The organism is Streptomyces lanatus (genome assembly GCF_014655715.1).
GTDB lineage: Bacteria > Actinomycetota > Actinomycetes > Streptomycetales > Streptomycetaceae > Streptomyces > Streptomyces lanatus.
This window is the reverse complement of sequence record NZ_BNBM01000004.1, coordinates 486606-510924: the sequence shown is the minus strand read 5'-3', so window position 1 is coordinate 510924 and position 24319 is coordinate 486606. Positions and strand designations below refer to the sequence as shown.

Below are 24319 nucleotides of genomic sequence, written 5' to 3'. Positions count from 1 at the left end.
GCGTCAGCCGTCGAGCCAGTCTCCCTCGACTCCCGTGGGACGGTATCCCGTGGCGTTCCAGAGGAAGTGCGGGTGGGCGCCGGCGAACATGTAGGCGAGCAGCGCGGTGTCCTCCCTGCCGGTCTGCGGGTCGTGCAGGGTGTGGAACTGCTCGGATCCGACCACGCCGGCGTCCTGCTGGACCTCACGAGCGCGGGCCGTGGACGGTGCGGCGCTGGATGCCTCCACGGCGGCGATGTAGGTGCGGCGCAAGATCTCCCATGTGCTCTCGACATTGCCGTACCAGGGGCCGTGCAGCGCTTCGAAGGCATGGAGCTCGGCGTCGAAGAGGGGCCAGGTCCGGGGGTATTGGGCTCGGCAGCGTGCGGACAGCTCGGTGCTCCGGGCGCTCAGTGCCGGTGCGGTGGGCCGCGGGGCCATGGTGAGGGTCGTGCCGTGGGTGAGGATGCCGGTGCACGGGTTGGGCTGCAGGTCGCACAGCGGGCAGTCCTCGGTCGAGGGGAGGCCCGGGGTGATGCCGTCGAACCACAGGGCGTGGCGGCCCGTGAGCCCCATCCAGACGATGGTGGTGGTCATCAGCCAGGTGTTCCACATCGCGTCATGCGCCTCGGGCATGCAGCCGTACTTGACGAGGGCTATGGCGCAGGCGGCGTAGAGGGCCTTGGAGTGGGTGGGCATCTCGGCGAGCCAGAAGTTGCTGATCTCGCCTGTGAGGGCATCGGCCCGTACGTCGGTCATGTCGTCGATGACGCGGCACAGCAGCAGGGAGGCGAGGTTTTCCTCCTGCCAGAGCTCGGTGTCGGGTGCGACGTGCCAGAACAGGCAGTCCAGCATCTGCAGGAGTGAGTAGGTGCTCTGGCCGAGCGGGTTGGTCTGGGGGAGCGTGACGCTGCCCGCGTGGTGCTGCTGGACCCAGTACTCGTCGACGGATCGCTTGTGGGCCGAGAAGAGTCCGCTGACCAGGGCCCGTGCGCTGTTGATGCTGAAGTTCTCGGCCAAGCGGCCTTCGACGTGTTGGGTGAGACGCGTCGTATCGATGGTGTCGATCACGCGTTTGTATTCGTGGAAGACGAGAATGTCGTCCTCGAAGCGGTGGCGGTGGCCTATGTCCCGCTCGCGGTCGTTCATCTGCCGGGTCCAGGACCACCCACCGGTCAGGACACTGTCGAGCTCCCGGCGGTACGGCCAGGTCTTGACGGTGAGGGGACGACCGGCGCTCTGCCGCCAACCGTAGTCACCCAGCGTGCGTGCGGGGGGTGTGGGCAGCCGGCGGCACAGCGCGCAGTCGCAGACGTCCGGCTGGTCCACCTCGCGCGGCGGCGTCAGTGCCCGGCTCCGCCAGGCCCCCTCCAGCATCATGCAGGTCAGTCGGCATATCTCGATATCGGTGCTGACCTGGGGGAAGGCCGCCTCGATCACGCGCAGGGCGGCGTCGAGGTGCCCCAACCTGGCGTAGCCCTCTTCGTCGGGCGGGAGGAACACGGGCTGTGCCAGATGGAGGGCTCCCTCCAAACGCAGCGTGGTGCCGGTGTGCGGGAGTATGAGTGCGTCCAGCCGTTGTTGAGCGGCGTTCTGGAACTTTCGGTATTCCTCGGTCCTGCCCTTGGTGCGTTCCATGAAGAGGCGGGCCAAGGCGTGCCCCGCCTCCGTTGGCTGGAGTTGGGCGCTCGGTTGCGCGGGGATCAAGCTGTCGGCGGACGCCTTCGGCACAGCATCTACGACTCGAGATTTCACACCGGTCTCCCAACAAGCTGTGGTCATGACAACGGAATCGATCGACCGTGGTTGTTGGCCGGTCGTGTCTGGGGGTCTTCTGCGGATTCCGCGAGGCTGCCCTGGGCCCGCTCGGTTCTCGAACGAGGCGAGCGGCTCGTCCGCGGCGGAGTCATCCTCGGGGCCGCCGGACTTTCATGAACGGCCCGCGCCTATTCCAGATGTCTGCTGTCGGAGGTGTCGAAGGGGAGACCGGTGACGTCCTGGGGCATGCGCTTCCTTCCGGGAGACGGCGAAAAAAAGACCCCCCGTCCTGCGAACGGGTGGCCGATCCGGCCACCCGTGCACTCGAACTCAGCTTCCATGGCCGAAAGTTGAACCGAGAAGCGGTGTGAGGCTGCCCAGAGCGTAAATGATCTACGCGTGACCCCACCGTGATGTCCGTTACTGCCTACGCCTCTTGAGCTGCGTATACTCGCGCGCCCCCCACATACGTCCGCGCGACCCGCGTGTCGCCGATCGCCTCAGCCGCCCCGTCGAACGGATCGCGGTCGAGCACCACGAGATCGGCCAGCGCCCCGGCCCGCACCTCACCTGTGTCGTCCAGGTGGTTCACCCGCGCCGAGCCCGCTGTGTAGGCGGCGAACGCCTCGGCGAGTCCGATGCGTTCGCCGGGTAGGAACACCGGCGTGTCGCCGCCGCCCGGGGGCACCCGGTTGACCGCCACATGGATGCCGTGCAGCGGATCGGGGCTGCTCACGGGCCAGTCGCTGCCCGCCGCGAGCCGGGCGCCGGAGCGCAGCAGCGCGCCGAACGGGTACTGCCACGCGGCTCGTTCGGGCCCCAGGAAGGGGATGGTCAGCTCGTCCATCTGCGGTTCGTGCGCGGCCCACAGCGGCTGGATGTTCGCGATGGCGCCGAGCCGCGCGAAACGCGGTATGTCGGCGGGCTGGACGACCTGGAGATGGGCCAGGTGGGGCCGCGTGTCGCTCGGTCCGTTCGCGGCGCGCGCGGCCTCGATCGCGTCCAGCGCGTCCCGTACGGCCCGGTCGCCGAGCGCGTGGAAGTGGCACTGGAAGCCCAGCGCGTCCAACTCGGTGACGTACTTGGGGAGTTGCTCCGGGTCGATGAAGCTGGTGCCCCGGTTGACGGTGGCGCAGCCGCACTTGTCGAGATAGGGCTCCACGAGCGCGGCCGTGCCGGTCTCGGCGACGCCGTCCAGCATCAGCTTGACGCTGGTCGCGCGGAACCGGCCGTGACTCAACGCCGCCCGCCGCTCGGCCAGTTCGGGAATCTGCTCGGCGCCGCGCTCACGGTCCCACCACAGCGCGCCCACGACACGCGCGGTGAGCGAGCCGTCCCGGGCGGCCGCCAGATACGCCTGCGACGGGTCGTCCATGCCGAGGAACTCGCCCACCAGCGCGTCCTGCCAGGCCGTGATGCCGAGCGCGTGCAGATGCCGCTGGGCGTGCAGCAGGGCCGCCACCCGGTCGGCCAGCGTGGCGGGCGGGGTGAGCCGTCCCACCAGCTGCATCGCCCCCTCCTGAAGAGTTCCGCTCGGCTTGCCGGAGGCGTCCCGGTCGATCCGCCCGTCGGCCGGGTCGGGCGTGTCGCGTGTGATGCCGGCCAGCGCGAGGGCACGGCTGTTGACCCAGGCGCCGTGATGGTCCCGGTTGGGCAGGTACACCGGCCGGTCCGGCACCACCGCGTCCAGCAGTTCCCTCGTCGGCGTACCGCCCTCGAACGCCTCCATCGACCAGCCGCCGCCGGTGATCCACTCCCGCTCCGGATGCGCGTCGGCGTACGCCCGCACCACGGCGAGAGTCTCGTCCGCCGTCTTCGTCCCCGTCAGATCGCACTGGCTCAGCTCGAGCCCCGCCGGCACCGGATGCACATGCGCGTCCTGGAACCCGGGCACCAGCAGCCGCCCGGCGAGGTCCACCACCTCGGTCCGCGGTCCGGCGAGATCATGCACCTCCTCGCGCCCTACGGCCGTGATGCGCTCGCCGGTGACGGCCACGGCGGTCGCGGTGCGGCCCTCGGGGGTGAGGACGGGACCACCGGTGAAGAGGAGATCTGCGTACATGTTCCTTTTCCTGGTCGGGAGTTATCGGGAGGTGACGAGCAGCTGGGGCGCGTCGGCGTCGGTGCCCTTGCCGGTCCGGAAGTAGGGCGATTTGCGCACCCACCTGGCCCAGGCCGCGGCGACGAAGCCGGACGCGATCATCGCCAGGGGAGTGGAGAGCAGGAACCAGCCGTTGTCCGCGCTGACCTCGAAGTGGTCGGCGGAGGTGTAGAACGACCAGCCGAGATAGCCGCCGAGGCCCAGTAGGGCGAGCGCGCTCAGCGTGGGCAGGACCACCGCGCGCACCCCCTGCCACAAGTCCTCGCGCAGCAGGGCACGGAAGCGCACGGCGGCCGCGAGGGCGGTGAGTGCGTACGACAGGGCGACCACGATGCCCACGGCGTTCACCGTCGCCATGATCATGTCGGCGAGCCGCGGGATGACGAGTGCGAGTACCGCGACCGCCACGGCCAGCGCGCCGATCAGCATCGTGCCGGCGGCCGGAGTGCCGTACCGGGGGCTGACCTTGGACCACACCGGCCCGAGCGTACGGTCGCGGCTCATCGCGAACATCCCGCGGGCGGTGGGGATCACCCCGGCCTGCAGCGAGGCCACCGCCGAGAACATCAGCGCGATCAGGGGGAGCGCCGCCCATGGCTGGGAGGCCAGCCGCTCACCGAAGAAGGCGAGGCCCTGGGCGCCATGACCGGCCAATTCCTCCTCGGACAGGACGCGTTGGAAGGCGATCGAGCCGAGCAGGAACAGCCCGAGCATGGTGCACAGGGTGATGATGCCGGCCCTGGACGCGTCGCGCGGGTCGCGCACCTCCTCGTTCACCGTGAACGCGGACTCGAAGCCCCAGTAGCAGAACACCGACAGCAGCAGCCCCTGCGCCAGCGCCGACGCCGAGGGGATCGCGAACGGGTCGAACCAGCTCAGGCTGAAGTCGTGCGGGCCGGTGACGATGCCGTAGCCGCAGAAGCCCAGCAGGACGACGTACTCGAAGACGAGCAGGCCGGCCTGGAGGCGGGCGGCGGTGCGGATGCCGGTCACGGCGGTGAGCGTGACCGCCACCAGGACCACGATGCCGACCGCCGTGGTCTGCGCGGTCGAACCCGGATCCAGCGCGAGCCCGCCCACCCGGTGCACTCCGGCGTCGCCCGCCAGCTGGAGCAGGGCGGAGCCGGTGACCGCCGTGGTGTACGCGAGGAACGCCACCACGGCCACGATGTTCACCCAGCCCACCATGAAGCCCAGCCACGGGGTGAGCGAACGGCCCACCCATACATAGCCGTTGCCCGCGTTCGGCTCGACCTTGTTGAGCCGGGAGTAGGCCCCCGCGATGCCGAGGATGGGCAGGAACGCCAGCAGCATGATCGCCGGCAGATGCAGTCCGACGATGCCCGCGGTGACCCCGAGGCCGATGCCGATGCTGGTGGTCGCGGCCGTGCTGGAGGCGGCGATGGCGATGCCGTCCAGGACACCGAGGGACCTGCGCAGCTCGGGCCGCGCGGGAGGATCGACGACGCTGGGGGGCTGCTGATCGGACATGGCCGGGTCTCCGCTCGCATCGGGGGCCCGGTCGGCCCCGATGAGCGGACATGAAACCGACCGAGGGCTTAACAGGTCAACGGTGTTGTCGTAAGGTTCGGGCACCGGCCCGAGGGAGGCAGTCCATGAGTGAGCGCGTCGTCCCGCCCGCCGCCCGGCAGCGCAGGCGCCCCACCAAGCAGGGCGTCGTCCTGTCCGAGGAACTGATCGTCGAGACGGCCCTCAGACTCATCGAGGAGCACGGCGCCGACGCCCTCTCCGTGCGCCGCCTCGGCCGTTCCCTGGGCGCCGATCCCAGCTCGCTCTACCGCTACTTCCGGCACACCGACGACCTGATGCTCGCCATCGCCGACGAGCTCATCGGCCACACCCTGCGCACCTGGCGTCCCACCGGCGACTGGCGCGCCGACCTGCGCGATCTCGGCCTGCGCATGCACGCCGGTGCCCTCGCCCATCCCCGGGCCGCGGTGCTGAGCTCATACCGGGTGACCGGGCGGGCGTACGAGATCCAGGCCGTGGAGACCATCCTCGGCGTGCTGCGCGACGCGGGATTCCCGGACGCGGAGGCGGTGCGGATCTACCACGCCTTCGTCGACCAGGCCCTCGCCCATGGCGCCCTCGACTCGGCGACCAGGGCGATGCCGAAGGCGGCACAGGAGGCCGAGGCGGCGGTCTGGCGGTCGACATATGCGCGGCTGCCCGCCGACACCCATCCGCACATCGCCGCCACCGCCCGCCATCTCGTGGCCGACATGCCCCGCAGCTCCTACCCCACGGCCCTGGACCTGTTGCTCAGCGCCGCCGCGGCGCGACTGGAAGAGATCCGGTCCCCGGCCGGGGTGCCGTACCGTCCGTCGAAACCGTCCCCTGAGGAGGCAGTACGCCGATGACCAAGCCCGCCCCGCGCTCCGCCGAACAGCGCATGAAGGACACCCTGCACCGTCTGGAGAACGACGAGGACGTCTGGGTCGCCACCGCCGACGCGGGCGGGGGAGTGCCGTTCCTGGTGCCGCTGTCCTTCCTCTGGGACGGCTCGACCCTGCTGCTGGCCACTCCGGCGGGCAGCCCGACCGGACGGAACCTGAGGGCGACCGGCAGAACTCGCCTGGGCATCGGCCCGACCCGCGATGTCGTCATGGTCGAGGGCACCGTCGACACGATCACCCCGGCCGAGCTGTCCGAGGAGGAGGGCGACCGCTTCGCGGCGAAGACCGGCTTCGACCCGCGTCGGCTCAGCACGCCCTACCTGTACTTCCGCGTCCTGCCGACCCGGGTGCAGGCCTGGCGCGAGGCCGATGAGCTGACCGGGCGCCAGCTGATGCGGGACGGGAAGTGGCTGGTGGCGGACTGAAACGGGCCGACCTGGACACCCGTGGGGGACAGGGCGGCGGGGCAGCGCGTCCCGCGCCCAGGACTCCTGCGGAGGAACCATGCCAGTGGTGAAAGCGGGCTTCGTGGTGCTCGACTGCGCCGAGCCCGAGAGGCTCGCCTTCTTTTACACGGAGCTTCTGGAAGGCGAGCAGACGGACGTGACCGCCAACCGAGTGGAGATCAGGGGTGCCGACGGGACCCGGCTGGCGTTTCGCCGCGACATGAACGCGACCCCGCCGAGCTGGCCGCGCCCAGAGAACTCCCTCCAGGCCCATCTGGACTTCGTGGTGGAGGACCTGGACGAGGCCGAGCGCCGCATCGTCGGGCTCGGCGGCCGTCCCGTCGAGACGAAGGAGCCCGCCGGTCCGCATGAGGAGCGCGGCTACTCCGACCCGGCCGGCCACTCCTTCACCCTGCGCCGCGTGACGGCGACGGCACCGAAACAGGGCTGAGCCCACGCCCCCAGGGCCGGGGCCGCCCTCAGTCCCGGCCGCCCTGGTCCGTCACCGGCCACACGCCCGTCTTCCGTTCGATCGCCTTCGCTCCCGTGCGGTCCGCCAGGCTGCGGGCCACCGCGAAGAGGGCGCCCTGGACCGCGGCCGCGAGCAGGATCTCGCCCCAGCCGCGCTCCCGGTCCAGCGCGTCGGGTGCGTCCTCCTCGTTCCGGATCGCCATCCAGGTCTTGCGGAAGGCGAGCCCCGCCAGCGCCCCGCTCGCCCAGCCCAGGGCGAAACCCAGCGGCTTGTAGGCCAGGGGGAGTTTCAGCTTCTTCTGCTTCTTGTTCTTCTTGGCCATGCGCGCCCGCGCCTCCTCCGTCGATCAGGGTCGTCCGCCCGCCGGGACCCGCTCGGCCTCGGGCACCGGCCCGGGCGGCGTCCCGTCGCCGAACGGCCTGCCGCCCAGCTCCTGGCGGTGGTGCGGCGTCAACCAGCCCACCGGGTCAGGGCCGAGGGGCACGATTCCGGTCGGGTTGATGCCGCTGTGCACCAGGTAGTAGTGCCGTTGATGTGGTCGAAGTCCACGGTGTCACCGAACCCCGGCGTCTGGTAGAGATCGCGGACATACGCCCACAGCACCTGATTCTCCGTCAACTTCCAGCGGTTGCACTTGAAATGGCCGTGATAGACGGCGTCGAAGCGGACCAGCGTGGTGAACAGCCGGATGTCCGCCTCCGTGATGGCGTCGCCGACCAGATAACGCCGCCCGGACAGCCGCTCCGCCAACAGCTCCAGCCGCCGGAACAGCCGGTCGTACGCCTCGTCGTAGCGCGCTTGGCCGGTGGCGAAGCCCGCCCGGTACACACCGTTGTTGACGTCCTCGTAGACGTCCGCCATCACGGCGTCGATCTCGTCCCGCAGCGCCTTCGGATACAGGTCGGGCGCACCTTCGCGGTGCAGTGCCGTCCACTCGGTGGCGAGGTCCAGGGTGATCTGCTGGTAGTCGTTGGTGACGAGCCGGCCGGTGGGCACGTCCACGATCGCGGGCACGCTGACGCCGCCCGGGTAGCCGGTCTCCCGCCGGTCGTACGCCTCGCTCAGATAGCGGATGCCGAGCACCGGGTCCCGGCCGCCCGGGTCCAGCGTGAAGCGCCAGCTCCGGTCGTCCTGGATCGGGTCGGCGACCGCCAGCGACAGCGCGCCCTCCAGTCCGAGCAGCCGCCGGGACACCAGTGCCCGGCTCGCCCACGGACAGGCGCGGCTGACCACCAGCCGATAGCGGCCCGCCTCCACCGGCCAGCCGTCCCGCCCGTCCGCCGTGATCCGGTCCGTGAAGTGCGCCCTGGACCGCTGGAAGGGCTTCCTCCCGTACGCCGCGTTGCCCCCGCCGCTCATGTCCGGCACTCCTCTCCGCCGTATGTCCCGCCTCCCACGAGTCCCCCGATTTCCGTCGACGGCACGGTGTGATCCCCATCGATCTGGGGATTCGGCGTTACGTGAGCAGGACGAACGAGGCACCGAAGACGGATCGCAGGACCCGGATCACCGTGCTGGTGGCGCTCACCGCCAACCTCGTCATCGCCGTCGCCAAGGCTGTCGGCGGACTCTTCGCCCACTCTCCGGCGCTGCTGTCGGAGGCGGCGCACTCCGTGGCGGACAGCCTGAACGAGGTCTTCCTGCTGGCCGCGCTGCGCCGCAGCCGCCGCCCCGCCGACGCCCGTCATCCCTTCGGCTACGGCAAGGAGCGCTACTTCTGGTCACTGCTCGCCGCCGTCGGCATCTTCGTGATGGGCGGGTGCTTCTCGTTCTTCCAGGGCTTCGAGGCGCTGCGCGGCGGAGGCGAGGGGCACTTCAGCGGCTATGTGGCGGGCATGATCGTGCTGGGCGTCGCCTTCGTCGCCGAGGGCGTGTCGCTGGTGCGGGCGCTGCACCAGGTGCGCCGGCAGGGCGGCCTGGCGGACGGTCTGCGCGACCCGGCGCTGCGCACCGTCGTCGCCGAGGACGCCACCGCGGTGCTCGGCGTGACGCTCGCCTTCGCCGGCATGGCCCTGCACATGATCACCGGACAGGTCGTCTGGGAGGCGTCCGCCTCACTCGCGATCGGCGCGCTGCTGGTCTACGTCGCCTACCGGCTGGGCCGTGACGCCCGCGACCAACTGATCGGGGAGGCCGCCGACCCGGAGGCTGACGCCAGGATCCGTGCGCTCTTGGCGGCACAGCCGGAGATCGACAGCGTCGAGGCGCTGTACAGCATGAAGACGGGCCTGGACACCGCACTGGTGGCGGCCCGCGTCGATCTGGTGCCCGGGCTCGACAGCGAACAGGTCGAGGAGGTCGCCGTCCGCATCAAGCGGTCCATCGCCGACGCGGTGGCCGAGGCGGACCAGATCTTCCTCGATGTGACCGAGCGCTCCGCCCGGGAGGCATACGGAAGCCCCGCCGCGACGGGGGAACGCGGCGGGGCCTGACGCACGTGTGCCCGGCGTCGGACGGTTCATGCACCCCGGGTGGGAAAAAGTTTCCGGAGCCGATCAGTCCTGTTCGAAGGGCTCCAGAACGAACAGCGGGATCACCCGGTCGGTCTTCTCCTGGTACTCCGCATAGGGCGGGTACGCCGCGACGGCCCGCTCCCACCACTCGTCCTTCTCCGCGCCGGTGACCTCGCGGGCCCTCATCTCGCGCACGACCGGACCGTCCCGCAGTTCCACCCGGGGATCGGCCTTGACGTTGTGGTACCAGACGGGGTGCTTGGGCGCCCCGCCCAGCGAGGCCACAGCGGCGTAGCTGCCGTCGTGCTCGACGCGCATCAGCGGCGTCTTGCGGATCTTGCCGCTCCTGGCTCCCCTGGTGGTCAGCAGGATCACGGGCATCCCCGTGTCCATGAGGGTCGTGCCCCGGGTGCCGCCGGAGCTCTCGTACAGCTCCACCTGCTCGCGTACCCACTGGGTCGGGCTGGGCTCGTACTCGCCCTCAAGAGGCATGACATCGGTCCCATCGTCGTGTCCTGGTGCTCACTGGCACCGTCCCTGAACACCGGGAGGCACGGGATTCATCCCGCCCGCACCGCATCTACACCGTCATCCGCACGGCCAGCGCCAGAATCACGCCGCTCGACACCAGCGCCGTCACCAACCGCCCACGCCGCCCCGTCAGCACCCGCCCGAGCAGCGCCCCGCCCCCGGCGAGCAGTACCTGCCAGCTCGCCGACGCGACGAAGGCGGCCAGGACGAACACGCCCTGCTCCGGGAGGGAGACGGCGTCCGCCGAACGGGTGCCGAGGACCAGGGCCGCGAAGTAGATCACGGTGGTCGGGTTGAGCAGGGTGATGCCGAGCAGCGCCAGATAGGCGCGCGCCGGGCTCGGGGGCGGGGGAGCGGAGCGGGTGGCGAGCCGGTGGTCGCGGTGGTGGCGTACGGCAGTGACCGCGCCCCATATCGCGAGGACCGCGAGGACCAGGGCGGATGCCCAGCGCAGCGGCTCCAGGACTGGACGCAGCGCCGCGGCCAGCGCGGATCCGCCGACGGTGGCCACGAGGGCGTAGAGCCCGTCGGCGGTCGCGACGCCGAGCGCGGCGCAGACCCCGGTCCGCAGGGACGTACGGGCGGTGAGGGAGACGAGATAGGTCGCGACCGCGCCGACCGGGACGGCGATGCCGTAGCCCGCGAGCAGCCCCGCGACGAGCGCGGCGGTCACGACGTGGGAAGCGAGGGCCTCCACGGTCGGCCGGGCTGCTGCTGGACGCGCACCGGACGAGCGGCGGCGGTCAGCGGCAGGAAGGCGAGGATCGTAGGCATGGCCGGATTCTGGGGGTGGCGGCGGCCCGCCGACAAGCGAATTACGGAGGCGAGCCGTGCGGCACGGGGTCGGCGCCCACCGGACCGAAGCTCTGTGCGACGATCCCCGGCCAGATTGTCCGCGCGCCCGATCTGGCCGAACTTGGCGTCGTCAGCTAGATGCCCCAGGCATCTAATGAAGATCGGCACGACGCACCCCTCGTCTGCGAGGTCTCGATGACGGACATGACCGATATGACGCGACCCCCCACCGTCGCCTTCCCCCAGAACCGCACCTGCCCCTACCACCCACCCACCGCCTACGACCCGCTCCGCGACACCCGCCCCCTGGCGCGCATCACCCTCTACGACGGCCGCCCGGTCTGGCTGGTCACCGGGCACGCCCTCGCCCGCACCCTGCTCGCCGACCCTCGGCTGTCCTCCGACCGCGGCCGGCCCGGCTTCCCCGCGCCCAACGAGCGGTTCGCGGCGGTACGCGACCGCAAGTCCGCGCTGCTCGGCGTCGACGACCCCGAACACCGGGTCCAGCGACGGATGATGGTCCCCAGCTTCACTCTCCGCCGAGCCGCCGAACTGCGCCCGCAGATCCAGCGGATCGTGGACGAACGGCTCGACGCGATGATCGACCAGGGGGCGCCCGCCGAGCTGGTGAACGCCTTCGCGCTGCCCGTGCCCTCGATGGTCATCTGCGCCCTGCTGGGCGTGCCCTATGCCGACCACGACTTCTTCGAGGGGGAGTCCCGGCGCCTGCTGCGCGGTGCCACGGCGGCCGAGGCCATGGACGCCCGGGACCGGCTGGAGAACTACTTCATCGAGCTGATCGACCGCAAGCAGAAGGACCCGGAGCCCGGCGACGGCGTCCTCGACGAACTCGTCCACCGGCAGCTGCGCGACGGCGACCTCGACCGCGAGGAAGTCGTCGCCCTCTCGACCATCCTGCTGGTCGCCGGCCACGAGACGACCGCCAACATGATCTCGCTGGGTACCTTCACACTGCTCCAACACCCGGAGCAGCTGGCCGAGTTGCGCGCCGACGCCGGGTTGCTGCCCGCCGCGGTCGAGGAGCTCATGCGGATGCTGTCGATCGCGGACGGGCTGCTGCGCGTCGCCTCCGAGGACATCGAGGCGGGCGGCGAGACGATCCGGGCGGGCGACGGCGTGGTCTTCTCGACCTCGGTCATCAACCGCGACGAGTCCGTCTACCCCGACCCCGATGCCATCGACTGGCACCGCCCCACCCGCCACCACATCGCCTTCGGGTTCGGCATCCACCAGTGCCTCGGCCAGAACCTGGCCCGCGCCGAGATGGAGATCGCCCTGCGCACCCTCTTCGAGCGCCTGCCCACCCTGCGCCTTGCCGTCCCGGCGGGGGAAATCCCCTTCAAACCCGGCGACACGATCCAGGGGATGCTGGAACTCCCCGTGACCTGGTAAGAGGCTCCGGTCATGCACAACGAAACGCACGAATCAGGCCATATCCACATCGACATCGACCATGACGTCTGCGTCGGCGCCGGGCAGTGCGCCCTCGCCGCCCCCTCCGTGTTCACCCAGGACGACGACGGCTTCAGCACCCTGCTTCCCGGCCGCGAGGACGGCGGCGGCGACCCCATGGTGCGGGAGGCGGCCCGGGCGTGCCCGGTCAGCGCCATCACCGTGTCCGAAGGGGGGAGTTGACGGGCGGGCATCGAGCCAGGGCCGGTTTCCTCGTTCGGTGTCGGGTCCGGATGAGGGTGCCGGTGGGGTGGAGTGCGGCCCGGCAGACGATCGGGAGCTTGTCGTTCGTCTGGCCGGGCCGCGCCACCGCTGCTCGAAGTGGCTGATGCGCCGCTCGACGGTGTTCCGCTGCGCTACTGGGCCGACCCCGGCTCAGGACGGTTCCGGGGGCGGACGGTCATCCGCAGGGCGCGCGGCCGTACGGTGAGCCGGGCGACCTGGCGGATGACCTGGCCCTCGGCGAGTTCCAGCCGGACCGAACGCAGCATCGTCGCGAGCGCCGTGACCATCTCGGTGAGGGCGAGACGGTCCCCCATGCACTTGTGCTTGCCGTCCCCGAAGGGCAGGAACGCGCCCGGCGGAGGCTCCTGTGCGGGGTCGGTCCACCGGTCCGGGTCGAAGGTGTGCGGGTCGGGGAAGCGCTCGGGGTCGCGGTGCAGGGCGTGCTGGCAGTAGGCCAGTTCGGTGCCGGCGGGCAGCGTCCACTCGCCGAGCCGGGTCTCCTCGGTGGTGCGACGGGTGACCAGCCAGCCAGGGTGGTGCAACCGCAGGGTCTCGGTGATCACCCGGTTCAGGTACGGCAGCCGGGCCACGTCGTCGAGGGCGACCGGACGTTCGCCGAGGACCTCGTCCAGCTCGGCCAGGATCCGGTCCTCGACGTCGGGGTTGCGGGCGAGTTCGTACAGGGTCCAGGACAGCACCGACGCGGTGGTCTCGGTGCCCGCCACGGCCAGGGTGAGGATCTCGGAGCAGATCTGATGCCCGGTCAGCGGCTCGCCGGTCTCCTCGTCGATGGCGCGCAGCAGCATGGAGAGCATGTCCCCGGTGTCGTGCCCGGAGGCCTGCAGTTCGTCGACGGCGGTGTTGATGGTGGCCCGTACGCCGGCCCGGGCACGGTCGAAGCGGCGGTTGAAGGGCAGCGGCAGGCGCTCGGTCCAGTCGGGCAGCATGATGCGCACACCGACGTCGTTCAGCACCACCGACAGGTCACTGCGCAGCCGACGGAAGACGGCGTCGTCGAGGCTGCCGGCGAACACCGTCTTGGCCAGCATGTCGAGGCTGAGCCCGACCATCGCCTCGCGTACGTCGAGGGTCCGCCCGGGCTCCCAGCGGGCGACCGTGGCGGCCACCTCGGCGCGCATGATGTCGACGTACCGGTTGATCTCGTTGTGGGCGAACGCCGGCTGCACCTGGCGGCGTTTGCGTACATGGGTCCGGCCGGTCGCGGTGACGACACTGTCGCCCAGCAGCTGGCCCAGCTTGTCGTAGAGCCGGCCCTTGTCGAGGGTGGGCGCCAGGGCCTTGAGCATCTGGTGGATCAGGGCCGGGTCCTGGACCACGATGGTGCGTGTCCCGGGCTGCAGGACGATTTCGACAAGGGGTTCCCGTGTGTCGCGCAGCGAGTCGATGAAGCCGAGGTTGTCGCGCATCTTCAGAGCGTGGCCGATGAACGGAAGCGATCCTGCGGCTCGGGGTATGAGAGGAGGAGGCGCAGTGGTCGGCACGGGTTATCCCTTCAGGGCAGTCATGGGCGCCTCTATGCCTTCCCTGACCTTTCCTCAATTCAATCCTGTCATGAACGTGTCCTGCGCCACGTGGGCCCCGTGCCGGGCCCGCCCGCCCAGGCTCAGCGTGCCGCCAACAGCGACCGAGCGGCCTCCCGCGCCTCGGCTCCCGCCCGCGCGTCGCCCGTTATCCCCGCCGTCACCATCGCACCCTCGGCCAGCAGATACAGCTGCCCGGTCAGCGCGTCGGGCAGCCCGGCGTCCGCCACCAGCCCGGCGAGGTACTCCCGGAACGCCGCCTTGTGCGCCCGTACCTGCCCCGTCACCCGCTCGGACCGGGCGCCCAGTTCGCCGTAGGAGTTGATCCAGGCGCACCCGCGGAAGCCCTCCTCGCCGAACCACTCCTGAAGCCAGTCGAAGACGGCGAGGATCCGCCGCTCGGCGTCCGGCTCCCGCTCCACGTATGCGGCGAGTTCGCCGCGCCAGCGCACGTCGCGTCGCTCCAGATACGCCTCGACCAACTGCTCCTTCGCTGGGAAGAGCTGGTAGAGCCGCTTGAGCGAGACTCCGGACGCGCCCCGGATGTCGTCCATGCCGACGGACTGGATGCCGCGCCCGTAGAACAGCGTCTCCGCTGCGTCCAGTGCCTGATCCCGGGCGGTTGCGCTGTCCATGTGCGACCTCTGACCTCTCCTTGACGCGAGAACGAGCGTTCTCCTACCGTAGCAGCCACACGGAGAACGCCCGTTCTCCGCTGCCCCTACCGCCTTTTCGGCCCGGAGGACGACATGACCGACCGCCCGCCCCTGCCCCCGTTCACCCGAGAGACCGCAGTACAGAAGGTGCAGGCCGCCGAGGACGCCTGGAACACCCGCGACCCGCACAAGGTGTCGCTCGCCTACTCGGAGGACTCGGTGTGGCGCAACCGCGACACCTTCGTCACCGGCCGCGCCGAGATCGTCGAGCTGCTCACCGCGAAGTGGGCGCGCGAGCTGGAGTACGCGCTGCGCAAGGACCTGTGGGCCTTCGACGGCAATCGCATCGCGGTCCGCTTCCAGTACGAGTGCCGGGACGCCGACGGCCAGTGGTGGCGGTCGTACGGCAACGAGCTGTGGGAGTTCGACGAGCACGGGCTGATGACCCGTCGCGAGGCGAGCATCAACGACGTGGCGATCGAGGAGAAGGAGCGCCGCATCTTCGGCCCCCGGCCGGAGAACGAGCGCGGGCTGACCTTCCCGGTGCGCTAGGCCCGTTGAGTAGGGTTCCCGGGTGACCGAACAGGCCCGGAAACCCTTCCTCTACGTCGTCGTCTGCGCCGCCGGGATCGCCGCGGACGTCAGCAAGCTGATCACCGCCGCGCAGGAGCGGGACTGGGAGGTCGGCGTCATCGCGACCCCGGTCGCCATGAACGGCTTCTTCGACACCGCCGCCGTCGAGGCCCTCACCGGCCGCCCCATCCGCTCGGCATGGCGTACGCCGGCCGATCCCCGCCCGTTCCCGCCGCCGGACGCCGTAGTCGTCGCCCCGGCCACCTTCAATACGGTCAACAAGTGGGCCGCCGGCATAGCCGACACCCTCGCCCTCGGCACCCTGTGCGAGGCGTACGGCCTCGGTGTCCCGATCTCGGTCCTGCCCTGCGTCGCCGACGCGCTCGCCGCCCATCCCGCCTACCGGGACAGCCTGACCCGGCTGCGGGGGATGGGCGTGCGCTTCGGCGAGCCGTACACCGGCGAGGCGGAACAGGGCGGCGGGCGCCCGGAGTTCGAGTGGGAACGGGCGCTGGACCTGCTGGCCGGAGGCTGACGGGAACCCGTGGGGCACCGGTGGCGCGAGCGGCCCCGAGCGCGCCATGCGACGTACCCTCACCTGGTACCCCACCCCGAGGGCAGGAGCAGCAACGATGCAGTACGTGAAGCTCGGTGCGACGGGCCTGGACGTGTCGCGGATCTGTCTGGGTTGCATGACCTACGGCCTCCCCGACCGCGGCACGCACGAGTGGACCCTCGACGAGGAGGCGTCGCGGCCGCTGATCCGGCAGGCGCTGGACGCCGGGATCAACTTCTTCGACACCGCCAACGTCTACTCCGACGGCACCAGCGAGGAGATCGTCGGCAAGGCGCTGCGCGACTTCGCCCGCCGCGACGAGATCGTGCTCGCGACGAAGGTCAACGGCCGGATGCGGCCCGGGGCGAACGGCGCCGGGCTCTCCCGCAAGGCCATCATGACCGAGATCGACCACAGCCTCGCCCGCCTCGGCACCGACCACGTCGACCTGTACCAGATCCACCGCTTCGACCCGCACACCCCGGTCGAGGAGACGATGGAGGCGCTGCACGACCTGGTGAAGGCGGGCAAGGTCCGCTACATCGGGGCGAGTTCGATGTACGCCTGGCAGTTCTCCAAGATGCAGTACACCGCCGAGCGGCACGGCTGGACCAAGTTCGTCTCCATGCAGAACCACTACAACCTCCTCTACCGCGAGGAGGAGCGCGAGATGCTGCCGCTCTGCGCCGACCAGGGCGTCGGCGTCCTGCCGTGGAGCCCGCTGGCCCGCGGCAGGCTCACCCGGGACTGGGGCACGGTCACCGACCGCAGCGCGGGCGACAACTTCGGCAGCCGGCTGTACGTCGACAGCGACCGGGTCGTCGTCGAGGCCGTCACCCGCGTGGCGGACGAACGCGGCGTCCCGCGCGCCCGGATCGCCCTGGCCTGGCTGCTGCACCAGAACACGGTGACGGCCCCGATCATCGGCGCGGCCAAGCCGCGGCACATCGAGGACGCGGTGGCGGCGGTGGAACTGGAGCTGAACGAGAAGGAGTTGGAGGAGCTGGAGCAGGCCTATGTGACCCACCCGATCATCGGTCACTGAGGCACTAGTGGGGCCCGGACGGCGTGAACTCGCTGCCGCACGGGCCCGCCCCCTCGCTCTCGGGCAACGGCACACGGTCGCCCCTCATCGACAGCGTCCGGTAGTACGCCCCGATCCGTTCGGCCGAACGCCCCACGTAGTGACCGATGAACGAGCGCCGGAAGCGGTCCTGCGTGCCGTTGGGCTGCGACCCGTGCACCAGACTGCCGTTGAAGAACAGAACATCCCCCGGCTCCATGTCGACGGGAACGGTCGCCAACCCCGCCGGAGGCGCGACGTACTCCCGCGCGAAGGACACCTCCTCGTCCGCGACCTCGGGACAGAACAACTCCATCGCATGCGTGCCGGGAACGACTTCCAGCCCCCCGTTGTCCCGGTCGATCACATCGCAGGCGATCCACGCCGCCACGCATGTGCCGGGCTCGACCCGCAGATAGAAATTGTCCTGGTGCAGCGCCTGGCCCCGGGCCCCCGGCGGCTTGAAGTAGAACATGCTCTGCGCCGCCAGCACCTCCTCCCCCAGCAGCACCTCCAGCACGCCGCGCAGCCGGGGATCCAGCAGCACCCGCAGCGACAGCTCGTCGATCTCGTGCGGCTGCATCACCCGCGGATACACCCGCAGCGGATCGCTCTCCCGCGGCCGTGGCTCGAAGTGCCCGGCCACCGGCCCGGCCGCGTGCAGCGCCGTGAACCGCTCGCGGAGCCGGTCGATCTCGTCGTACCCGAACAGCCCGCGTACGACGGTGAAGCCCTCCTCCCCGAACTGGCGGAGCCCGGCCTCGGGCAGGATGGGAGCGCCGGCGGCGCCGATGTCCGTGGCTGTCATACGTCCACTCCTCGATGCGGTGTCCTCTGCCTGTCACGCTAGGCCGGAACGCGTTTCAGGAGGATGACCGTGAGTGCTGACCGCTTGCCCGTGGCTGCTGCCGAGTCCGGTGTTCCCGCCCCGCCGCCCGGCCTGGTCGTCGTCGGGTACTTCGACCAGCCGCCCGGGTACCGGATCGAACGGCCGCGCGGCGCGGACAGCTGGCTGTTCACCTGGACGACCGGCGGTCGCGGCCGGCTGCGGCACGGGAGCGGCGAGACCGGGGCCGGGGCGGGGGACCTGGTGGTGCTCGCGCCGGGTGTCGCGCACGGCTACGGGGTCGAACCGGGCGCGCGGCACTGGCAGTTCTGGTGGGCGCACTGCCAGGCCCGCCCGACCTGGCGGTCCTGGCTGCGGCCGTACGACGCCGGCGAGGGGATGTACGTCGTCACGCCGACGCCGGACGCGGTGCACGGCCGGGTCGAGGCGGCGTTCCGGCGGATGCTCGCCGACGCCCGCTGGACGGGCACGGAGGCGCCGCCCGTGTTGGCGCCGGGGGAGGAGCCGGTCGCCGTGGCGCACGGTGCCGCGGCCCGTGAACTCGCCCTGTGCTCCCTGGAGGAGGTGGTCCTGCTCACCGCAGGCACCGCGCGAACCCAGCCGCCCCGCCCCGGAGTCGACGCCCGGGTGCGCCGGGCGCAGGCGCTGATCGACGCCGACCCGGCCGCCCCGCACACCGTCCGCTCGCTCGCCGCCCACGTAGCGCTCTCGCCCTCCCGGTTCGCCCACCTCTTCACCGGGCAGCTCGGCCGGTCCCCGATGCGCGCGCTGCGCGAGGCCCGCTTGCGACACGCCGCCCGGCTGCTGGAGACCACCGGCCTCTCCGTGGAACGCGTGGCGGCCGCTTCGGGGTTCGCCAGTGCCCCGCACTTCAACCGGGCGTTCCGGGAGCGGTACGGGACGCCGCCCGGTGCGTACCGGACGGACGGTCCAATGGTTGGCACCTGAGTTGTGTAGGCCAGGTGAAGCCCGGTGTGCCCGCATGACCAGGCAAGAAAGTTGAAGAGCGTCCGTTCAATGGTTTGCGCGGGAGAACGAACGGCGACTACTGAATATCATTTCCCGTTGCTTTGTCGATATCCCGTAAAGGTCCGCGACCCGCTATTGACCATTCGTCAAATACTGATCGCCCCGAACGCAATGCACAAAAACCGGAATCGCTTGTTCTCTGCCCCTGACCTGTGCAAAGGTGTGCCTCGCTCCCTTACACCCTAAGCTTCACAAGAGCTGCGCCCGGAGCATACCCCTTGGTATGGACCTTTAATGCCGCATGCCCTCCGGAGGAATGCCGCCGTGCATGACGCAGGCCTGTCGAATTCCCCTACCGACGCCCGCATCCTTGAAGTCACGGACGCTCAACTGAGCGCCGAACTCAAGAAGTGGACGGGGGTGTCACCGGCGCTGCACCCCGTCGGTGAACTTCTCGACCGGCACTGGGAAGCGGGCTTCGCCTACGCGCGGCTGTGCACGGCCGACGCCCGGTCGGCCGGCATGCTCACCACCGCGGCGTTCACCCGGCTCTTCGGCGAGACCCTGCGGCAGACCGGCCCGACGGCCGCATGGCGCCCCCAACTGCTGGTCACCGTGCGCCGTATCGCGGCCGAGTGGGACAACGACCGCAGCCGGGAACTGCTCCACCCCGAGCTGCGCTCCGAGGCGGACGGCGCCGAGCGCCTCGCCGCCCGGCTGCTGCCGCCCGCGAACCGCCGACTGCTGTCCGGGGCCTTCCAGCGGCTGCCCCAGTCGGCCCGCTGCCTGCTGTGGCACACCGAGGTCGAGGCCGAACCGCTGTCCCTGCCGGCCGCGCTCCTGGGCCTCGACGAGGAGTCCGCACGGCTCGAACTGGACCGGGCCTGCGAGCGGTTGCGCGAGGAGTGCCTCCAGGTCCACCGCGAGCTCGCCCCCGAGCACGAGTGCCGCCAGTATCTGCGGATGCTGGACGTGACCTACCGGCGCGGCGGCATCGACGTCGACCCCGATCTGCGCGGGCACCTGAACCGCTGCGAGCACTGCAGCGACACCGCCTGCCAGCTCACGTTCTTCAACGAGGGGCTCGGAGTCGCCCTGGCCGAGGCGGTGCTCGGCTGGGGCGCCAGGGAGTATCTGGTGGCCCGGGCGACCCCGGCCGAGCGGCCGGCCGAGGCGAGACCGGCACCGACCCCGACGATCGCGGGGGAGTCCTTCTTCGCCGACGGCACCGATTCCGCTCCGGCGACGGAGGCACCGACACCGGCACCGGCTGGCGAACAACTCGCCCCCGCCCCCGAGGCTTTCGCCCCCTTGGCCGAGCCGCCCGCGGGCCGGCCCTCCGCCCCCGCCGAGCCCGGCCCCCGAAGAGCGCGCCGGGCCGCCCGCCGCGCCGCCCCGTCCGCCGAGCCCGCCGCCGACTCCGGCGCCTCCCGCGCCTGCACCGGCCGCGCGGCGCTCAAGGCCGCCCGCCGTGCCGCCCGGCGCCGCAATCTCACCGCCGCCGTCGCGACGGTCAGCGCGCTGGTCGTCCTGCCGCTGGTCGTCTGGTCCATCGGCGACTCGGGCGACGGCACCGCCTCGACGGCGGGCGAGCGCCCCGTCGAGGAGCCCGGCGCCGACGCGGGCTCCGCCACCACCAATCCGTCCTGGGCGGGCGCCGCCGAGGCCGCGAAGGGCGATCTGCGGGGCCGGCTGCACAACATCGGGTCCGGGATGTGCGTCGGCATCGTCGGCGGAAAGGCGGTGGTGAACGCCGAGACCGAGCTCACGGAGTGCTCCTCGGCGGCAGGCCAGCAGTGGGCGTACGAGACCGACGGGCTGATCCGCAGCGGCGCCGACCCCGACCTCTGCCTCGACTCCCACCTCGGTTACTCGGTCCGGCTCGCCCGGTGCACCGGCGTCGAGGACTCCGCGACCAAGAACATCCGCTACGACTTCACCCTCCAGGGCACCCTGGTGCCGCGCTTCGACCAGGACCTCGCCCTGAGCCCCGCCGCCACCGACGGCTCGGGCGCCCTGGTCCTCAAGACCCGCGACGACGAGGGCGACGCCCAGCACTGGGTCATCGACACCTCGACGCCGGAGCTCCAACTCGAAGTGGTCAACTGGGACTCGACGGCCGAGGCGCCACGAACCCCGACGCCCAGCCCGACCCCGACCCCCGAGCCGTCCAGGACACCCTCGCCCACGCCGACCCCGACCCCGTCGACCGCACCGACGACCACGAGCCCGACCCCGACCGAGGACGGCTGCTACGGCAACCCGTACGGCTGCTCGTGGGACGACAACGGCGGCGGCTACGGCGGCGGGTACGGCGGCCGCCGCTGAGCGGACGGATCAGCCCCCGGTGCCGGGCTGGACGATGGTCACGAACACCGACGACTCGTTCCCGGCCACCGGCACCTCACCGTTCGTCCATGCCACCTTGAGGGGATCCCGCTCGTCGGGCGGCGTGACGAGCAGCGCCGCAGGCACGGCGGTCCGGGCCCCGCTGATCTCGGGGCTGGCGAAGGTCAGTCCGGCCCACGCGCTCCCGCCAGGGGTCAGCGTGACGGTCGAGGGCGTGTCGGGGGACCGCTTCGGGTCCGGCCCGAGCTGTTCGCCGGAGGCGTCCACGAAGGCGGCACCGGGATAGCCGTGGACGGTGCAGGTGTGCCCACCGGTGTTGGTCAGCACGATCGGGAAGTTCCGCTGCCCGGCCCCCGGACTGGGCCGGCCGATCGACGCACGCAACTCCGAGGTGTGGCAGCGCGTGCCGGGGCCGCCCGACTGGGTCGCGGGGCTTGCGGTGTCCGGGGCGCCAGGAGAGGCCGTACCCGGCCCGGTCGAGGGGCTCCCGGTGTCGCCCGTGGCCGGTCCTGTCGTACGGCTGCTCGTGCCGGCCGGTGTGGAGACCGCGCCGGTGGCGTCGCCGCCGCTGCCGCATCCGGACAGCAGGCCCAGCAGTGCCACGGCGCCCACGAGCGGGGTCGCCCGGCGGAAGAAGGGGAGTACCTGTGCAGGTCCCATATGTCACGGATCCCCGTTCTGGCGTGGGCTACGCACTCTCGTCGAGGAGTCCGATCTCCGCCCAGATCGTCTTGCCGTCCGCCGTGTGCCGGCTGCCCCAGCGCTGGGTCAGCTGGGCGACGAGCAGCAGACCTCGGCCGCCCTCGTCGAAGATCTTGGCGCGGCGCAGATGCGGTGCCGTGTGGCTGGTGTCGGACACCTCGCAGATCAGCGTCGCCGCGTCATGGATCAGCCGGAGCCGGATGGGGTGGGTGCCGTAGCGGATCGCGTTCGTCACCAGCTCGCTCACCACCAGCTCCGCGGTGAACGACGCCATGCTCAGGCTCCACACCGCCAGCTGCTCCACGACCTGCTTGCGGATTGGTGCGACGAGCGCCGGGTCCGCCGGGATGTCCCAGGTCGCGACCCGCGAGGCGGGCAGCCCCTGGGTGCGGGCCAACAGCAGGGCCACGTCGTCCGCGGCACCGCCCTGGGGGAGCAGGGCGTGCAGCACGCGGTCGCAGGTCTCGTCGAGCGAGTCGGACAGGGCCGCCAGCGCGTCGCACAGCAGCGCGTGGCCGGCATCGACATCGCGCTCGCGGCTCTCGATCAGGCCGTCGGTGTAGAGGGCGAGCACCGTGCCCTCGCGCAGTTCGATCTCGGCGGACTCGAACGGCAGCCCGCCCAGGCCCAGCGGCGGCCCCGCGGGCAGCTCGATCTCCCTCGGCGTGCCGCCGGGCGGGATCACGACGGGCGAGGGGTGTCCGGCGCGGGCGAGGGTGCAGTACCGGGAGACGGGGTCGTACACCGCGTACAGACAGGTCGCGCCGACCTCGCCGGCGTTGCCCTCGTGGCCCGCTTCGTCGGACAGCCGCACGACCAGGTCGTCGAGGTGGGTGAGCAACTCGTCCGGCGCGAGGTCGATGTCGGCCAGAGTGCGTACGGCGGTGCGCAGTCGGCCCATGGTGGCCGAGGCCTGGATGCCGTGCCCGACGACGTCCCCGACGACCATGGCCACTCGCATCCCCGACAGCGGGATCACATCGAACCAGTCCCCGCCCACCCCGGAGCGTGCCGCCGGGAGATAGCGCGACGCCGCCTCCAGCGCGGCGGTGCGCGGCAGGGTCCTCGGCAGCAGACTGCGCTGCAGGGCCAGGGCGGTCTCGCGTTCCCGTGAGTAGCGGCGGGCGTTGTCGATGCAGACGGCCGCGCGGGCGGTGACCTCCTCGGCCAGCAGCGCGTCGTCCGGTGTGAACGCCTGGCGGTTCCTGAACCGGGTGAGCACGGCGACGCCGAGGGTGGTGCCGCGGGCCTGGATCGGCACGGACATCGTGGTGTGGATGCCGTACTCGCCGATCCGCTCGGCGCGCGTCGGGTCCCAGGCGAGCCACTCCTCCAGGTCGCCGGTCGACATCGAGGCCACGATGGTGTGGCCCGCGAGCAGCGCGTCGGCCTGCGGTGACGGGGAGGGATACACATCCAGGTGTCCGGGCTTGACCACCGCCTCGGGGCTGCCCGGGTTGATGGAGCTGTGGGCGGCCCGGCGCAGTCCGATCGGCGCGACCGGCCGGCCGGTGAGCGCCTCGCCGCCGTGTTCCGGCGGGTCCAGCAGATCGACGCTGATGAAGTCGGCCAGGGCGGGGACGCAGATGTCCGCCAGCTCCTGTGCCGTGCGGGTGACGTCGAGGGTGGTGCCGATGCGGACGCTGGCCTCGTTCACCAACTGCAGCCGTTCCTGGGCCATGAACTGCTCGGTGAAGTCGTGCGCGGCGACGGTCACGCCCCGCACCCGGCCCTTGGCGTCGGTGATCGGCGCCATGCGGGCCAGCCAGGCGTTCGTGCGGTCGCCGCCGACCGGGACATAGGTCCGTACGTCGGTGCCCCGGCCGGTGGTGAGGACGCGCAGCAGCTGCCGCTCGATGTCCTGGCTCTGCCGTCTGCCGGTCAGTTCGGGCGCCCGGAGCCCGCGCACATGTTCCTCGGAGAGCTGGAGCACCTCCGCCATGACGTCGTTGATCCTGCGCACCCGCAGCCGCTCGTCGTAGATCGCGATGGCGCAGGGGGAGGCCAGCAGCCCGACGTCGTCCAGCGGATCCCCGGGCAGCCGCGGGCCGTCCCCCTCGATCGGGGTCACCACCAGCCACTGGTCGGGGCCGTCGTCCGGTGGCCGGATCCGGTGGGCGAGCAGCCACACGGCGACCGGGTCGCCGTCGCGATGGCGCAGGGTGAGGATGCCGTCCCAACGGTCGCCGTCCGGGTGGAGCGATCCGCCCACCCCGTCACCGGCCAGCAGTTCCGCTGCGGGGTGCCCCACGACATCGGCGGCCCGATGACCCAGCAACCGCTCGGCACCGCCGTTCCACTCGACGAGCACACCGCTGTCGTCGATGACCGCCCGAGCTGTCGCGGCGTCGTCGAACGGATACTCCGGGCTCATCGTCCCAGGCTAGTGCGTCAAGGGCACTTCCAGCCCGGA

Annotated in this window: 22 protein-coding genes and 1 pseudogene; 11 read left to right on the top strand and 12 right to left on the bottom strand. The window is 71.3% G+C overall.

What is annotated here, in order from left to right; translation table 11 throughout:
- Positions 1-3: 3 nt before the first annotated feature.
- The 3 genes from IE325_RS14240 to IE325_RS14230 all read right to left on the bottom strand — a co-directional run bounded on the left by IE325_RS14240 (position 4) and on the right by IE325_RS14230 (position 5329).
- Positions 4-1632 (bottom strand): hypothetical protein, encoded by a 1629-nt coding sequence (locus IE325_RS14240; protein ID WP_229911810.1) that lies wholly within the window; start codon positions 1630-1632, stop codon positions 4-6.
- A gap of 532 nt (positions 1633-2164) precedes the next feature.
- Positions 2165-3799 (bottom strand): amidohydrolase, encoded by a 1635-nt coding sequence (locus IE325_RS14235; protein WP_190070204.1) that lies wholly within the window; start codon positions 3797-3799, stop codon positions 2165-2167.
- A 21-nt stretch (positions 3800-3820) separates the two neighbouring features.
- Positions 3821-5329, bottom strand: a complete 1509-nt coding sequence (locus IE325_RS14230; protein ID WP_190070203.1) for an APC family permease — start codon at positions 5327-5329, stop codon at positions 3821-3823.
- A gap of 125 nt (positions 5330-5454) precedes the next feature.
- Here IE325_RS14230 and IE325_RS14225 point away from each other — a divergent pair, with 125 nt between their 5' ends.
- The 3 genes from IE325_RS14225 to IE325_RS14215 all read left to right on the top strand — a co-directional run bounded on the left by IE325_RS14225 (position 5455) and on the right by IE325_RS14215 (position 7152).
- Positions 5455-6219, top strand: a complete 765-nt coding sequence (locus IE325_RS14225) for a TetR/AcrR family transcriptional regulator (protein WP_190070202.1) — start codon at positions 5455-5457, stop codon at positions 6217-6219.
- Positions 6216-6680 (top strand): pyridoxamine 5'-phosphate oxidase family protein, encoded by a 465-nt coding sequence (locus tag IE325_RS14220; protein WP_190070201.1) that lies wholly within the window; start codon positions 6216-6218, stop codon positions 6678-6680. Before IE325_RS14225 ends, IE325_RS14220 begins: the two co-directional genes overlap by 4 nt.
- Positions 6681-6759: 79 nt before the next feature.
- Positions 6760-7152, top strand: a complete 393-nt coding sequence (locus IE325_RS14215) for a VOC family protein (protein WP_190070200.1) — start codon at positions 6760-6762, stop codon at positions 7150-7152.
- A gap of 28 nt (positions 7153-7180) precedes the next feature.
- On the opposite strand, the gene IE325_RS14210 is transcribed toward IE325_RS14215, so the two are convergent.
- Positions 7181-7495 (bottom strand): DUF4235 domain-containing protein, encoded by a 315-nt coding sequence (locus tag IE325_RS14210; protein WP_190070199.1) that lies wholly within the window; start codon positions 7493-7495, stop codon positions 7181-7183.
- Positions 7496-7519: 24 nt separating this feature from the next.
- A pseudogene (locus IE325_RS14205) lies at positions 7520-8532 on the bottom strand (glutathione S-transferase family protein).
- Between the two features lie 101 nt (positions 8533-8633).
- On the opposite strand from IE325_RS14205, the gene IE325_RS14200 reads away from it, so the two are divergent.
- Positions 8634-9605 (top strand): cation diffusion facilitator family transporter, encoded by a 972-nt coding sequence (locus IE325_RS14200; RefSeq protein WP_229911809.1) that lies wholly within the window; start codon positions 8634-8636, stop codon positions 9603-9605.
- 63 nt (positions 9606-9668) lie between these two features.
- Here IE325_RS14200 and IE325_RS14195 read toward each other — a convergent pair whose 3' ends face one another.
- Positions 9669-10118, bottom strand: coding sequence for a nitroreductase family deazaflavin-dependent oxidoreductase (locus tag IE325_RS14195; RefSeq protein ID WP_190070198.1), 450 nt, complete (start codon positions 10116-10118; stop codon positions 9669-9671).
- Positions 10119-10206: 88 nt separating this feature from the next.
- Positions 10207-10854 (bottom strand): LysE family transporter, encoded by a 648-nt coding sequence (locus tag IE325_RS14190; RefSeq protein ID WP_506005348.1) that lies wholly within the window; start codon positions 10852-10854, stop codon positions 10207-10209.
- Between the two features lie 302 nt (positions 10855-11156).
- Here IE325_RS14190 and IE325_RS14185 point away from each other — a divergent pair, with 302 nt between their 5' ends.
- A complete protein-coding gene (locus IE325_RS14185; RefSeq protein ID WP_190070196.1) occupies positions 11157-12365 on the top strand; it encodes a cytochrome P450 in 1209 nt (402 codons plus the stop codon).
- Between the two features lie 12 nt (positions 12366-12377).
- Positions 12378-12608: a ferredoxin gene (locus tag IE325_RS14180; protein WP_373315156.1), complete on the top strand. Its 231-nt coding sequence runs from the start codon at positions 12378-12380 to the stop codon at positions 12606-12608.
- Between the two features lie 173 nt (positions 12609-12781).
- Here the strand turns inward: IE325_RS14180 and IE325_RS14175 are convergent, their stop codons facing one another.
- Entirely contained in the window at positions 12782-14152 is a 1371-nt protein-coding gene (locus IE325_RS14175; RefSeq protein WP_268256351.1) for a cytochrome P450, read from the bottom strand.
- Positions 14153-14274: 122 nt separating this feature from the next.
- Positions 14275-14826 (bottom strand): TetR/AcrR family transcriptional regulator, encoded by a 552-nt coding sequence (locus IE325_RS14170; protein ID WP_190070194.1) that lies wholly within the window; start codon positions 14824-14826, stop codon positions 14275-14277.
- Between the two features lie 114 nt (positions 14827-14940).
- Between IE325_RS14170 and IE325_RS14165 the strand changes: the two genes are divergently transcribed.
- From IE325_RS14165 to IE325_RS14155, 3 genes are all read left to right on the top strand, one after another.
- Positions 14941-15399, top strand: coding sequence for a nuclear transport factor 2 family protein (locus tag IE325_RS14165; RefSeq protein WP_190070193.1), 459 nt, complete (start codon positions 14941-14943; stop codon positions 15397-15399).
- A 22-nt stretch (positions 15400-15421) separates the two neighbouring features.
- On the top strand, positions 15422-15955 hold the full coding sequence (locus IE325_RS14160) for a flavoprotein (RefSeq protein ID WP_190070192.1): 534 nt from the start codon (positions 15422-15424) through the stop codon (positions 15953-15955).
- Between the two features lie 97 nt (positions 15956-16052).
- Positions 16053-17021 (top strand): aldo/keto reductase, encoded by a 969-nt coding sequence (locus tag IE325_RS14155; protein ID WP_190070191.1) that lies wholly within the window; start codon positions 16053-16055, stop codon positions 17019-17021.
- A 4-nt stretch (positions 17022-17025) separates the two neighbouring features.
- Here the strand turns inward: IE325_RS14155 and IE325_RS14150 are convergent, their stop codons facing one another.
- The gene (locus IE325_RS14150; protein ID WP_190070190.1) at positions 17026-17847 is read right to left on the bottom strand and encodes a phytanoyl-CoA dioxygenase family protein; all 822 of its coding nucleotides are present in this window, start codon (positions 17845-17847) and stop codon (positions 17026-17028) included.
- A 63-nt stretch (positions 17848-17910) separates the two neighbouring features.
- Here IE325_RS14150 and IE325_RS14145 point away from each other — a divergent pair, with 63 nt between their 5' ends.
- Positions 17911-18834: a helix-turn-helix domain-containing protein gene (locus IE325_RS14145; protein ID WP_190070189.1), complete on the top strand. Its 924-nt coding sequence runs from the start codon at positions 17911-17913 to the stop codon at positions 18832-18834.
- Positions 18835-19179: 345 nt separating this feature from the next.
- Complete coding sequence (locus IE325_RS14140) at positions 19180-21183, top strand: RICIN domain-containing protein (protein WP_229911808.1); 2004 nt, start codon at positions 19180-19182, stop codon at positions 21181-21183.
- A gap of 9 nt (positions 21184-21192) precedes the next feature.
- On the opposite strand, the gene IE325_RS14135 is transcribed toward IE325_RS14140, so the two are convergent.
- Positions 21193-21864, bottom strand: coding sequence for a DUF4232 domain-containing protein (locus IE325_RS14135; RefSeq protein WP_190070187.1), 672 nt, complete (start codon positions 21862-21864; stop codon positions 21193-21195).
- Positions 21865-21892: 28 nt separating this feature from the next.
- Positions 21893-24280, bottom strand: a complete 2388-nt coding sequence (locus IE325_RS14130) for a SpoIIE family protein phosphatase (protein ID WP_190070186.1) — start codon at positions 24278-24280, stop codon at positions 21893-21895.
- Positions 24281-24319 lie beyond the last annotated feature (39 nt).